This is a genomic window from Aeromonas simiae, from assembly GCF_014892695.1.
GTDB classification, from domain to species: Bacteria; Pseudomonadota; Gammaproteobacteria; order Enterobacterales; family Aeromonadaceae; genus Aeromonas; species Aeromonas simiae.
Genome location: NZ_CP040449.1, coordinates 2287366 through 2301501 on the forward strand (window position 1 = coordinate 2287366; position 14136 = coordinate 2301501).

Here is a 14136-nt window from a genome sequence, read left to right on the forward strand (position 1 = left end):
CCCATGCCTGTCCTTGGATCTCAGTGACGGTCGCTGTGTTTTCTACTTTTTGAGTACGCACGGTGGATCTCCTATCAGCTTTCAATCGCTCCAGACTAAAAAGTAGAAAACCTCAACCTAAACAACCTTATCAATTTATCGAACAGCCAGTCGCAAGATGGGCATCGATAGAGAAGAAAATAAATAGTAAAAAAACATATTAAAAATCATGTTGTTATGGATTACTTTATGAATTGACGTGTTAGCATAAACAGCATTTGACTTAACAAAGTAATAAAAAAAACGCCCGAAGGCGTTTTTTATTCTATTTTGTTTATTTAACTCAAAGGGTGTGCAGCTCTGACAAACCCCTGATAACCATCTATATGCAACTTGGCAAGAGCTTGAACCTGAGCATCGCTCTCTACTCTCGTCGCAATCGTTGTGGCCCCCGCATTGCGGGCCGTACGGCATACCGCAGCAAGAAACGCAGTGTCAGCCCCCTCTTCAAGGATCTGACTAGTATAACCATGATCAACCTTTACATAGGATGGCTGCAACAGCTCTAAATACCCAAGGGAGTGGAAGTGCCGACCATAATAGTCAACCCCCCAACTGAACCCCTTATCCTTTAATATTTTAACAAATAATGAAACTTCAGATTGATGCTTCATAATAACACTTTCTGGGATCTCAAATACCAGACGCTCTTTTAAAGAGACTTTTTTATCCAAGAGGCCATCGATCCACTTTATAAAATCTTCAGATACAATGCTATTTGGCATTAAATTAATTGCAAGATGCAAGTCAGTGTGACGAGCTAAAATATCACATGCCATGGTAAGCACCGCTTGATCAAAATCACAGCCCATTTTAAATTGCTCTATGGCTGGCATGAATTGACTCGCAAAAAAATCTTGTTCATTCTTATGTATGAATGTGAATAACTCTTCGTGAATAATAGCTCCATCACCAAAACGACAAGCGGGCTGAGCCTTAAAGCGTAGTAGTTGGTCACGAATAGCTTCCTGCACTAAATCACGCCAAGCCATACGCCCCATTACATTAGTACTATCATCACCTGATACAACGATAGCTCCACGTCTCTCATTACGAGCCCGGCCTAGTGCATTATCAGCCTTAGTCAGAAGAGTTGGCAAATCTTCATTACACTCTCGAATAACGACACCGATGACAGAAAGAGGGTGCCCCTCATCTATTGGATTAACGACTAAATCCATGATGCGTTCGTTAATTTTATCGGCCAACGTTAACAACTCATTTTTTTCCGTTGTTGGATAAAGAACTGCATATTCTGTTGCGGAAATTCTAGCAATAGCACTATCAGTTTTGACTTGAATAAGCTCTTTAAGTATAGTGGCTATCGATTTAACCATATTATCTCGAGCAGAGAATCCTTCCTCCCTGTATATATCATCAAGCAAGTCAACAGCGATCAACAAGAGCCCGCCTTGTCCTGATTCAGCAATCCACGCATTAACTTGAGAAACAAAATATGCTCGATTACCTAACCCCGAAACAGCGTCAAGATAAGCTCTTTCTCTTAACTTCTCAGCCTCTTCAGCCTGCTCTTTGAATTGACCTGCCAATTTACTAGAAAGAGTATTTATTGCCTGAACAACTTGACGTAATTCAAACGTTCTAGGCAGTGGTATTGAATGACCAAAATGGTGAAGCTCAATTTCAACAGCCTGTTTCCGGATCTGCTCTAATGGACGAAGTAGATAATGTAAGGCTCGCATCAAGAGTAATGCGGTAACAAGAAACCCAACTAAAAACCAGCTGGCAAGTTCACTCATACCAGCCCAAAGTTCATAATATGCCTGCCCAGGATGGCCAACAACCCTCAGCTTACCTAACTGTAACCAGCCTGAAGTTAACACTGACTCATGAGAAACGTCAGGGAAAAGTTTCATTCCGACAAACCAAGAGGGAACGCCATTAATATTGGTCGTATTATTCAACTCAATAAAATTATTAGAGGCCAATAGATCAAGGCGGATCTGACGATAATAACCACCATCAAAGACCGCTTTAATAACTGACTCGGCCCCGACTTTATCACCCGTTTCAAGGTAAGGTGTCAGCGCCAAGCCTAGTGAAGTCGCGGTGTTGATAACCGTGGTCTCTTGCTGCTGCGCCAGATAACTGCGTGTAGAGTTGAACTGAACCCAGTATGATGCGAGAAACAATAGACCAAAAAGTAATAACATTGTGGCGAGCAGTTGTCTGTACAAGGTCATAGTTTTCATTCAACTCCATGAGTATCATTCCAAGCGAAGCTTAGGTAGTGCCAGCTTCCCTGTTGTCATACGATTTCTCAGCTCGTTCCACGAGCCTAGCCGTGATGCATTACCAGCCATCTCACCTTGACCACGAGCCTTCATCAGCCATAGGTGCTGACCATTAAAACTGTATATTGGTATGAGATCATTGCGAGCCGTTGCTGGCCGTATATCTGGGATCAGATTGTCCAAAATAACAGGAACAGAGCTTGGTGTTTCGTAATAAGCAACGACCATATGAAACTGGTTATATCTCAACGCCTTTACATAAACCATTCGCATTTTTTCATCTGGGATCCCTAACTCCAAGAGCGTAAAATATTTTGCGATACTGAAATCCTCACAGTCACCGCCAGCAGCGCCAAGAAACTCCAATGGCGTTGCCCAATAATCATTTTTTTGCCACAACCGACTGTCATCAACAAACTGAAGTTGATTAAAAAACGTGTTAACTTTCTGTAATCGTTGCCGCTCAGTCCAAGCAGAACGCCGCCCTTCTTCAGCCAGCATGCGCCAAGCGCTCACTCTTTGTGCCGCCCTTACCCCATAAACCTGCTCAGCCCGTTTTATCATGCGCTGATCATCAGCAGAGAGGCGCCCATCTGCCGGGACTAGACATGGCAATACCAGTAGCAGACACCACCAGTAACTGCGCACTTTTCGCATAAGATAATGGCGATAGGGCAAGAACTCGAGCTCTCTTGATATAATTTAAAATAGTGGGGCGTATCTCGTACGCCCCATTCTTGATACCACTTAGTTTTTCGCTGCCAACCATTCGCCCGGCTTCTTGAATTGCAAGCCATCAAGCAGGCTTCCCATTGCATTCATGACCCGATAATCGGCAAGTAAGGCGTCATATTCAGCAGTGATATAGCTACGTCTTGCTTCGAACAGTTCGTTTTCCGTGTTGAGCACATCCAGCAACGTTCGTTGCCCTAGCCCAAACTGTTTCTTATAGGCTTGTACAGTCTCATAGCTCGCATCCACGTGCTGCTGAATATACTCTTTTTGCTTGGCGAGTGACTCCTTGGCATTCCAAGCTAAACGGGTACCTTCCTCTACCTGACGGAAGGCATTCATGTGAATATCCTTCGCTTGAGAGTAGAGCGCTGAGGTGGCCTTAGTCTCGGCGACATCGGCCCCCCCACGGAACAAGTTGTAACGCATGCGCACCATGGCGGTCAGCTCATCGTCACGCCCGTTAACCCCACCTACATCATCATTCCAATTCTGGTTCACCTCGAATGCGACATTCGGGTAAAAACCGGATTTGGCGCCTTCATGCTGATATTTTGCCGCCTCAATATCTTGCAGTGAGGAGAGCAGTGTCGGGTGCTGCTCGGTCGCAATCTTGAGAGCCCCATCCAACGACGCAGGTAACTTACTTCCATCAGGAACAGGTTGCACCAAATCCTTAGGCTGCATATTAACCACACGGATGAATTCGCTCTCGGCATCGCGATAGTTATTTTCTGCGGCTGCCATATTGGCATAGGCTCTGGCAACGCGACCTTCAATCTGAGTCTGGTCAGCGGTAGAGCCCAGTCCCGACGTGGTTCGCTTGGTGATGTCAGACTTGATCTGCTCATGAACTTCCAGATTACGCTTGGAAAGTTCCAAGATCTCCTGCTGGCGCAGCATATTGATATATACCTCAGCGGTGCGCAACGCCGTGTTTTCCGCTTCCGAAACCAGAGCCAACCGCTGGGCCCCCGCTTCAGCCTCAGTTCGAGCCACATTACTGCTGGTATTAAACCCATCGAATATCATCTGCCGCAGACTGATACCGGCCTCTTTACGCGTCTGGGTAGCATCCACATTGGGGTTTCCAGCACCATTGCGGGTCGTGTTATTGTCGACATCGCTGTAACCAACACCGCCCGTCAGGTCAACGGTAGGGTAGTAACCGGCTTTGGCCCCATCATGCTGATACATACGCGCCTGATAGAGATCAAAGGCTTCCTTGATCTTAGGATGTGTAGTCAGGGACTGAGCCACTGCTTCTTCCAAGGTCTGAGCCTGCAGGAAGGCAGGTAGCATCATGGCCCCACCGACTAACATCGCAACAACCGTCTTTTTCATGATATCTCCAGTCATGTCGTTGTACTGTGTTGTTGACTATCGTTCCCTCAGTGCCGTCTGTTTCGCTCTCAGTATGGGTTTGAGTAGATATTCGAGGACACTCTTCTTACCAGTAATAATGTCTGTACTGGCCAACATACCGGGGATGATGGGAAGTGCATTTTGCTCATCGCCCAAGTAACTCTTGTCGGTACGAACTCTCACCAGATAAAAGGTATTACCATCTTCATCTTGGATGGAGTCTGCACTTATCTGTTCCACCTTGCCCTTCAACCCACCGTAGATGGTGAAATCATAGGCAGTAAACTTCACCACAGCATCCAGCCCGGGGCGGATGAAGGCTATGTCTTTAGGAGATATTTTAGATTCAATCAGTAAGGTGTCTTCCAGCGGCACTATCTCCATCATATCCATGCCAGGTTGAACAACCCCCCCGACGGTATTGACCTTGATGGCCTTAACCGTGCCCTTGAGTGGGGCAACCACTATGGTGCGATCCACCCTATCGCGTAAGCCAACCTGCCCTTCGGAAAGCTGACTCAGTTTGGCCTGTTGCTGGTTGAGTTCCGTCTGAGAGTCAGCTCGGTATTTGAGTGCAATGTCATTGCGCTTGAGCACCGTCTCCCGCAGGACTGAGTTCAGTTTGGGGATCAACAGCCGGTTTGCTTCCAGCTCCCCTTTCATCTCGTTAACCTGTCGCTCCAGCTTGATAAGTTCAACCTGGGGGACAATCCCCTCCTTGGCGAGAGGACGGCTGATATTGAGCTCCTGGCGGGCCAAATCCACACTACGGCCAACGGTTTTGATCTTGGCATTGAGCTCAATCATCTCCTGCTCTTTCTGCTCGATTTGTTGCCCCAGGATATAGAGTTGGTTGGAGAGATTATTCAGCCGTTCATCCCGGGCAGAGACCTGGCGAGCCGCTCTATCAGGAAAGACCTTCTCGAAGCCTTCTGGAAACTCGATGGCAATGGGTTCGACCTTGACCTGATCACGCCAGGGCACATCAGCCGCAGTATTGACCTTGACGCTGGCTATCTCGGCGCGCAGGCGAGCCACATCCCCCTTGAGCGTGACCACCTCCTGTTCACGCTCACGAAAATCGGAGCGAAAACGAGTATCGTCAATGCGTAGCAAAGGCTGATTCTTTTCAACGATCTGCCCCTCTTTAACCAGGATCTCCTTGACGATCCCCCCTTCCAGATTCTGGATGACCTGCAATTGCATCGACGGGATCACCTTTCCCTGCCCCTGTGTCACCTCATCCAATTTTGCCCATGCCGCCCACACAATAGCCGAGACGAAAAAAGCAAAACTGCACCAGAGCAGAACCCTGGCTCGGGTCGGGGTCGAGAGCAGCACCGCCGCGGAGCCATCATCGACGAAATCCAGATGTTCCGGTGGCGGCAAGATCGGTTTATTCATTGCTCTTCCCCCCGCACCCGCACCTTGCCCTCACGCAGTTGCTGCAATACCTGCTCCTTGGGGCCATCAGCCACGATTTGCCCCTGCTCCATGACGATGACGCGATTGACGACATCCAGCATGGAGGTCTTATGGGTGATGAGCAGTAAGGTGGTCTCACTGCCCAATCGGGCGAGTTCGTTCTTTATCTGCAACTCGGAGCGGTTATCCATGTTGGACGTGGGCTCATCAAGCACCATGACGGGGGGGTCATTAAGCAGCGAACGGGCCAGCACGATCGCCTGGCGCTGACCACCGGATAACTGACGTCCCCCTTCACCGATCTGCTTATCCAAGCCGTTGGGATCTTGGTTAGTAAACTGGGTGACCCCGGCCCGTTTGGCGGCGCGCAACACCTGCTGATCATCAACCAGCGGGTTGCCCAGCATGATATTGTCACGCACGGTTCCAAAGAAGAGGGTCACATCCTGCGGTACGCAACCGATGTTACGGCGCAGCACTGAGGGGGGGATCTGATCCAGCTCATAACCATCGAGCCGAACCGAGCCATCAGAGGGGCGGTATAACCCCATCAGTAACTTCTCGAGCGTGGTCTTACCGGCTCCAATTCGCCCTATGATGGCCACCTTCTCACCGGGTTGAATACGCAGATTAATGTTGTGCAGGGTGCTGGTTTCCATCCCCGGATACTTGAAAGAGACATTGTCAAACTCGATCAGCCCCTCGATGACGGGATGATGTACATACTGTTTCCCCTCTTCCTGTTCATCGGGCGAGGCCATGATCTGCTCAAGGATTTGCAGCGCTGACTTGGCCTGGTTGTAGCGAGTGGAAAGCACCGAGAGCTGCACCATGGGCGCAATCGCACGGCTAGAGAGCATGACCGCCGCGATCATTCCCCCCATGGTCACATTCCCATCGGAAATTTGATAAACCCCGACGATGATCAGCCCGACGGTGACCATCTGCTGGATGTAGCTGGCTAGGGAAGACATGGTGTTGGTGATACGGCGGGTCTGCACCCCCCAGGTCGAGATATGGGCCACGGCCTGCTCCCAGCGATACTGAAACAGGCTCTGGGCACCGAAAATCTTCACCGTTTCGAGGCCGGCAATACTCTCAATCAGGTTGGCATTCTTTTGCGACGCCAACCTAGAGCCCTCTTCGATGCTGCGTTTGAGCGGAGACTGGATATAGATGCTGTAGATGACCAGGATCACGATGGCCACGAGGGGTACCACCACCATGGGGCCAGCGAAAATCCAGATAATAAACAGAAACAAAAACGCAAAGGGCAGATCGATCAGCGTCGACACCGTGGCCGAGGTGAAAAACTCGCGTATCGACTCGAACTCCTGCAAATGCTTGGCAAAGGCGCCAGTCGAGGCAGGCCGCGCCTCCATCCGCATTCCCATCACCTTGGCGAAGATCTTGGCCGACAGCAGCATGTCCGACTTTTTCCCCGCCACATCGATGAAATAACTGCGCAACTGGCGCATCACAAAATCAAACGTGAACACCACCACGGCCCCCACCGCCAGCACCCAGAGCGAGTCGAAGGCCAAGTTAGGGACAATTTTGTCATAGACGTTCATGGTGAACAGCGGGCTAGCAATGGCAAACAGGTTGATGAGGATTGATGCTACCAGCACATCGCGGTAGATGCCGCGTGACTCAAGCAAGGTGCTCCAGAACCAGTGGCCGTGCCGAGTTTCCAGCACCTTGGGCGAGCGGGCATCAAAGCGGAACTGCTTTTTAACAAAGAAAAGTTGTCCGCTGTACTCCTCCTCCAGCTGGCCTGCCGAGAGGGTCTGCTCGGCATCACCGGCCTGGGGAAAAATCACCTTGGCACGCCCTTGCTCGGCGTCCCACTCGACCAGAATACAGGCGCCGCCGCTACGCAGCAGCAGCACACAGGGGAGTAAAAGAGGAGAAAGCTGAGCCAATGGCTGCAAGGCCTGGCGCGCAGCCAGCCCGGCTCGTTCGGCGGCACGGGGGAACAAAGCAGGACTGAGACGACCAGATGGCAGGGGAAGCCCAGTCACCAGCGCATCGCGGCTGTTGGGTACCCCATAGAAACGGGTGAGGAAAACCAGAGCCTCCAAAAGCTCATCTTGCTGCGCCATACCTGCTTGCATCCTGGTCCCGATCCCTGCTCAATGCTGTATTTTCAGTATATATTGCCAACATCATGCCTATAGCGGCAGAAACGGCCATATAAATATAAAAATGGGAGAATTACTCTAATAATTCAGCGTGATATTAATCGAAAAAACTATAACAAAGGCTTAATGACAAGACCATCACGCAAGTCGGACATCTCTTAAATCGATGTGATCTCATTCTCACAATTCAAAAAAACGCGTCCAATAGCACAACCTTGTGCTCCACTCAGGTTCAGTTCAGCTGCAATCGCAGTCATCGCACTCCAGCGGTTCTCGCACCACTCAGGGGCCAGCAAGGTAGGTTTGCGCGCCGAAGCAGACACCCTGTGATACACCACCTCGGGCGGCGTGTGCTGGATCATGGCCACCGCCGCCTCAACATACTCCTCCTGAGTCAGCACGCTAAGCCTGCCCGCCTGCCATGCCTTGCCAAGGGTACTGCCCGCGACCACATGCAGTGGGTGCAACTTGATACCGGCCACCCCTTGCTCAACGACCCGCTTCAACGTCACTAGGCTGTCCATGGCCCGCTCACCCGGCAGACCGACGATGAGGTGCGCGCAAACTTTGATGCCACGGGCATGGGCGCGCTGCACCGTATCCACATAAGCGGCAAAGTCATGGCCACGGTTGATGCGTCTGAGCGTCGCATCATGGGCGCTCTGCAATCCCAGCTCAAGCCAAATCTCATAGCCCTGAGCCTGATAGTGGGCCAGTAGATCGAGCACCGCATCAGGCACGCAGTCGGGCCGAGTGCCGACGCACAAGCCTGCAATGTCAGCGGACTGCAATGCTTCTTCATACATGGCGCGCAGATATTCGACTTCGGCATAAGTGCTGGTATAGGCCTGGAAATAGGCCAGATAGCGGCGAGCGCGGGTCACCTCATCACGGCGCGCCGCCAACTGCTGCACGATGGAGAGATGCTGCGCCTGTTCATCAGCAAAGGAGGCCACATTACAGAAGGTGCATCCTCCGCGGCCCAGCGTGCCGTCCCGGTTCGGGCAGGTGAAAGCACCATGCAGGGTCAGCTTGTGGATCTTCTGACCATGACGGCGCTTGAGATCCTGACCCAGGGTGTTGACCAGTTCGTGTAGCTGCATACAGCCTCCTCGATTGCAGGAGGCGCATTGTACTGCCTTCACATTCGTCCATGCTGAGCTGGATCAAAGCAGGGACTCCTCCGCAGCCGAACATGGTGCATAATCACTCTAAAAAATAGAATTTTGAGTCATCACATTTACCATTTTTTCGCCGCTTTCCTCCCCTAAAAACCGGAATGAATCATCAATAAATATATGTTTTATTTTATTTTTTAAAATTTTTGGAGAGTTTCAAACAGATTGGGAGCCAGCGCGTTAAAAGTGTGATCGGAACGGGATTAGCCGGGGCTTGAGGCGTAATTTTACTACATTGCAAGAGCGCCACAGCCTATGTTACCGCCCCGCTCAAATACAGAGCATTAAACTAAATAAAACGATAAAAACAAAATCATCTGGGATTTACTACCCAAAAAAACGTTTTTCAAGGTTTTTTGTTATTCAGTTGTAACAACAAAAAGAGCGTAATTCGTCGATTGACCTTGGTTAAAAATCCCTTTAGTTTGAACGTTCGCCACTTTAGGCAGACGGAACCACAAGAGCCATTCGCAATTTATGCAGTTTGCGGAGCAAGGCCGAGCAAGGGAGAAATGCAATGTCACTATATGATCCAAAGCTGGAGAGGGATAACTGTGGCTTCGGCCTGATGGCCCACATGGAAGGGGAAGCCAGCCACAAGCTTGTCCGCCTCGCGATGTCAGCATTGGCTCGCATGCAGCACAGAGGCGGGATCTCCGCCGACGGCAAGACCGGCGACGGCTGCGGTCTGCTGCTGCAAAAGCCCGACAGCTTCTTTCGCGCCATCGCGCAGGAGCAGGGCTGGCACCTGGGCCGCAAATACGCGGTCGGGATGCTGTTTATCAACCCCGATCCGGTGCTGGCCGCCCAGACCCGTGCCATCATCGAGGAAGAGCTGGAAAAAGAGACCCTCAGCCTAGTTGGCTGGCGCAAGGTGCCTATCGACACCAACGTGCTGGGTGACATTGCCAAGGCCTCCCTGCCGAGCATCGAACAGGTCTTCGTCAACGCCCCCCCGGGCTGGGTGATGAAGGATCTGGAGCGCCGTCTCTATATCGTGCGTCGCCGCATCGAGCAACGGGTCAAGGATGACTACTTCTACGTGGTCAGCCTCTCCAATCTGGTCACCGTCTATAAAGGCCTGTGCATGCCGGTGGATCTGCCGCGCTTCTACTTGGACCTTGCCGATATCCGCATGCAGTCGGCCATCTGCGTCTTTCACCAGCGTTTCTCCACCAACACCAGCCCGCGCTGGCCGCTGGCCCAGCCCTTCCGCTACCTGGCTCACAACGGCGAGATCAACACCATCGCCGGCAACCGCCAGTGGGCCAAGGCCCGTGGTTACAAGTTTGCCACCCCGCTGATCCCCGATCTGCAAGACGCAGCTCCCTTCGTCAACACCACCGGCTCCGACTCCTCCAGCCTCGACAACATGCTGGAGCTGTTCCTCGCAGGCGGTATGGACCTGTTCCGCGCCATGCGCCTGCTGATCCCGCCTGCATGGCAGAAGCACCCCAACATGGACGAGGATCTGCGCGCCTTCTACGACTTCAACTCCATGCACATGGAGCCGTGGGACGGCCCGGCCGGCATCGTCATGACCGACGGCCGCTTCGCCACCTGCGCACTGGATCGTAACGGCCTGCGCCCGGCCCGCTATGTCATCACCAAGGACAAGTTCATCACGCTGGCCTCCGAAGTGGGCACTTGGGACTACACCCCAGACGAAGTGCTGGAGAAGGGCCGGGTCGGCCCGGGCGAACTGTTTGTGGTCGACACCTACAACGGCAAGGTATGGACCAGCTTCGAGATCGATGACGACCTCAAGAGCCGCCACCCTTATAAAGAGTGGATGGGCAAGCACTGCACGCGCCTGGTGCCGTTCGAGCAGATGGACGACAGCCAGACCGGCGCCCGAACCTTTGACAATGACATCCTCAAGACCTACCAGAAGCTGTTTGGCTACTCCTATGAGGAGCTAGACCAGGTGATCCGCGTACTCGGCGAGAACGGTCAGGAGGCGGTCGGCTCCATGGGGGATGACACCCCGATGGCGGTGCTCTCCGGCACCCAGCGCAACCTCTATGACTACTTCCGTCAGATGTTCGCCCAGGTCACCAACCCGCCCATCGATCCGCTGCGGGAAAACCACGTCATGTCGCTGGCCACCTGTATCGGTCGCGAGCAAAACGTCTTCAACGAGACCTTCGGTCATGCCCACCGGGTGCTGTTCCAGTCCCCTGTGCTGCTCTACTCCGACGTCAACCAGCTCAAGGCGCTCGAGAGCGAACACTACCGCCACCAGGTGATCAGCCTCAATTACCGTCCCGAAGAGGGGCTCGAGGCCGCGATAGTGCGCGTCACCGAAGAGGCCAAGGCGGCCGCCAGCTCGGGCGTGGTGCTGATCGTGCTGTCAGATCGCGACATCTCCCCCGATACCCTGCCCATTCCGGCCGCCATGGCGGTGGGTGCGGTGCAGCGCACCCTGGTCGACAACAACCTGCGCTGCGATGCCAACATCCTGGTTGAGACCGCCAGTTGCCGCGACCCGCACCACTTCGCCGTGCTGCTCGGCTTTGGCGCCACCGCCATCTACCCCTATCTCGCCTACGAGACCCTAGCCAAGCAGGTCGAGGAAGGGGTGCTGAAGATGAGCCTGCGCGATGCCATGCTGAACTTCCGCAACGGCATCAACAAGGGGCTCTACAAGGTGATGTCCAAGATGGGCATCAGCACGGTGGCCAGCTACCGCTGCTCCCAACTGTTTGAGGCCGTCGGTCTCTCCAAGTCCATCGTTGATCTGTGTTTTCGCGGCGTCTCGAGCCGGATTGCCGGCGCCGACTTTGCCGACATCCAGCAAGATCTGCACAACCTCTCCCAGCGCGCCTGGATTGAGCGCAAGCCCCTCAATCAGGGCGGCCTGCTCAAGTTTGTGCACGGTGGCGAGTACCACACCTATAACCCGGACGTGGTGCGTACCCTGCAAGAGGCGGTGCGCTCTGGCAACTATGCCGACTACAAGGAGTACGCCAAGCTGGTCAACGAGCGCCCGGTGGCCACCCTGCGTGACCTGATGGTGCTCAAAACCGGTCAAACCCCGCTGCCCGTGGAGCAGGTGGAGCCGGCGCAGGCGCTGTTCAAGCGCTTTGACTCCGCCGCCATGTCCATCGGTGCCCTCGGCCCCGAGGCCCACGAGGCGCTGGCGGTGGCCATGAACCGCCTCGGCGGTCAGAGCAACTCCGGTGAGGGTGGCGAGGATCCGCGCCGCTTCGGTACTGAGAAGAACTCGCGCATCAAGCAGGTGGCCTCGGGCCGCTTCGGGGTAACGCCGCACTACCTGATGAACGCCGACGTGGTGCAGATCAAGGTGGCCCAGGGCGCCAAACCGGGTGAAGGTGGCCAGCTGCCCGGTGACAAGGTGACCGCGCAGATCGCCAAGCTGCGCTACTCAGTGCCGGGGGTAACCCTTATCTCCCCGCCGCCGCACCACGATATCTACTCCATCGAAGACTTGGCCCAGCTCATCTTCGACATCAAACAGATCAACCCGAGCTGCCTGGTGTCGGTCAAGCTGGTCTCCGAGCCCGGTGTCGGCACCATCGCCTGCGGCGTGGCCAAGGCCTATGCAGACCTCATCACCATCTCAGGTTATGACGGCGGCACCGGCGCCAGCCCAATCACCTCGGTCAAGTACGCCGGCTCCCCGTGGGAGCTGGGGCTGGCCGAGACCCAGCAGGCCCTGGTCGCCAACGGCCTGCGCCACAAGGTGCGCCTGCAAGTGGACGGCGGCCTCAAGACCGGTCTGGACATCATCAAGGCGGCCATTCTCGGCGCCGAGAGCTTCGGCTTCGGTACCGGCCCCATGGTGGCGCTCGGTTGCAAATACCTGCGTATCTGCCACCTCAACAACTGCGCCACCGGGGTGGCGACGCAAGATGAGAAGCTGCGCCGCGAGCACTTCATCGGCCTGCCGGAGATGGTGATGAACTACTTCAGCTTCATCGCCGAGGAGACCCGCGAGCTGATGGCTGAGCTTGGGGTCGCCAAGCTGACCGACCTCATCGGTCGCACCGATCTGCTGGAAGTGCTGCCGGGCATCACCGCCCGTCACGGCAAGCTGGATCTCTCCGGCATCCTGGCCAAACCGGTGCCGGTGCCGGGCTCGTCCCTGTTCTGCCAGCAGACCAACGACACCTTCGACAAGGGGCCGCTCAACCTGCGCATGGTCGAGGATCTGTTGCAGGCGGTCGAGAACAAGTCCGGCGGCGAGTTCCGCTACGACATCCGCAACACCGATCGCTCGGTGGGCGCCCGCCTGTCGGGTGAGATTGCCAAACGCCACGGCAACCAGGGGATGGCAGCCGATCCGGTGAAGGTGCACTTCAACGGCACCGCCGGCCAAAGCTTCGGGGTGTGGAACGCAGGCGGTCTCGAGATGATCCTGACCGGTGACGCCAACGACTACGTGGGCAAGGGGATGACCGGCGGCAAGCTGGTGATCAAGCCCCACGTCGGCGTGTCGTTCAAGTCTCACGAGGCGGCCATCATCGGCAACACCTGCCTCTATGGCGCCACCGGTGGCAAGCTGTTTGCGGCCGGCACCGCCGGCGAGCGCTTCGCGGTGCGTAACTCCGGTGCCCTGGCGGTGGTCGAGGGGATCGGCGACAACGGCTGCGAATACATGACCGGCGGCATCGTCACCGTCCTCGGTGACACCGGCGTCAACTTCGCGGCGGGCATGACCGGCGGTTTCGCCTACGTGCTCGACGAGAGCGGCAGTTTTGCCAAGCGCACCAACCCGGAGCTGGTCGAGCTGCTGGAGGTGGCAGATCTGGCCATCCATCAGGAGCACCTGCGCGGCATCATCACAGCGCACCTCAATGAGACCGGCAGCCACCGCGCCGAGGAGATCCTGGCGAATTTCGACGCCTATGTGCCCAAGTTCCGCTTGGTCAAACCCAAGTCCAGCGACGTCAAGTCACTGCTGGGTCACACCAGTCGGTCGAGTGCAGAACTCCGTGTTCAGGCGATGTAAGGCGGCGATGTAAGGAAACAATG

Annotated in this window: 7 protein-coding genes; 1 reads left to right on the forward strand and 6 read right to left on the reverse strand. The window is 54.4% G+C overall.

Features of this window, described 5'->3' with window-relative positions:
* Positions 1 to 317: 317 nt before the first annotated feature.
* From FE240_RS10790 to FE240_RS10815, 6 genes are all read right to left on the reverse strand, one after another.
* Positions 318 to 2243 (reverse strand): bifunctional diguanylate cyclase/phosphodiesterase, encoded by a 1926-nt coding sequence (locus FE240_RS10790; protein ID WP_193004535.1) that lies wholly within the window; start codon positions 2241 to 2243, stop codon positions 318 to 320.
* Positions 2244 to 2267: 24 nt separating this feature from the next.
* Positions 2268 to 2951 (reverse strand): transglutaminase-like cysteine peptidase, encoded by a 684-nt coding sequence (locus tag FE240_RS10795; protein ID WP_226799139.1) that lies wholly within the window; start codon positions 2949 to 2951, stop codon positions 2268 to 2270.
* Positions 2952 to 3041: 90 nt separating this feature from the next.
* Complete coding sequence (locus tag FE240_RS10800; RefSeq protein ID WP_193000861.1) at positions 3042 to 4370, reverse strand: TolC family outer membrane protein; 1329 nt, start codon at positions 4368 to 4370, stop codon at positions 3042 to 3044.
* A 36-nt stretch (positions 4371 to 4406) separates the two neighbouring features.
* On the reverse strand, positions 4407 to 5795 hold the full coding sequence (locus FE240_RS10805) for an HlyD family type I secretion periplasmic adaptor subunit (protein ID WP_193000863.1): 1389 nt from the start codon (positions 5793 to 5795) through the stop codon (positions 4407 to 4409).
* Positions 5792 to 7921, reverse strand: coding sequence for a type I secretion system permease/ATPase (locus FE240_RS10810; RefSeq protein WP_404800021.1), 2130 nt, complete (start codon positions 7919 to 7921; stop codon positions 5792 to 5794). The genes FE240_RS10805 and FE240_RS10810 overlap by 4 nt, the downstream gene beginning before the upstream one ends.
* Positions 7922 to 8118: 197 nt before the next feature.
* Positions 8119 to 9063 (reverse strand): TIGR01212 family radical SAM protein, encoded by a 945-nt coding sequence (locus tag FE240_RS10815; RefSeq protein WP_193000867.1) that lies wholly within the window; start codon positions 9061 to 9063, stop codon positions 8119 to 8121.
* A gap of 592 nt (positions 9064 to 9655) precedes the next feature.
* Here FE240_RS10815 and gltB point away from each other — a divergent pair.
* The gene (gltB, locus tag FE240_RS10820; RefSeq protein WP_193000869.1) at positions 9656 to 14113 is read left to right on the forward strand and encodes a glutamate synthase large subunit; all 4458 of its coding nucleotides are present in this window, start codon (positions 9656 to 9658) and stop codon (positions 14111 to 14113) included.
* Positions 14114 to 14136: the final 23 nt, after the last annotated feature.

Excerpts from the sequence above, each read along its gene's own strand:
- FE240_RS10790 (WP_193004535.1), bottom strand. The coding sequence starts at position 2,243 with ATGACCTTGTACAGACAACTGCTCGCCACAATGTTATTACTTTTTGGT.
- FE240_RS10795 (WP_226799139.1), bottom strand. The coding sequence starts at position 2,951 with ATGCGAAAAGTGCGCAGTTACTGGTGGTGTCTGCTACTGGTATTGCCA.
- FE240_RS10800 (WP_193000861.1), bottom strand. The coding sequence starts at position 4,370 with ATGAAAAAGACGGTTGTTGCGATGTTAGTCGGTGGGGCCATGATGCTA.
- FE240_RS10805 (WP_193000863.1), bottom strand. The coding sequence starts at position 5,795 with ATGAATAAACCGATCTTGCCGCCACCGGAACATCTGGATTTCGTCGAT.
- FE240_RS10810 (WP_404800021.1), bottom strand. The coding sequence starts at position 7,921 with ATGGCGCAGCAAGATGAGCTTTTGGAGGCTCTGGTTTTCCTCACCCGT.
- FE240_RS10815 (WP_193000867.1), bottom strand. The coding sequence starts at position 9,063 with ATGCAGCTACACGAACTGGTCAACACCCTGGGTCAGGATCTCAAGCGC.
- gltB (WP_193000869.1), top strand. The coding sequence starts at position 9,656 with ATGTCACTATATGATCCAAAGCTGGAGAGGGATAACTGTGGCTTCGGC.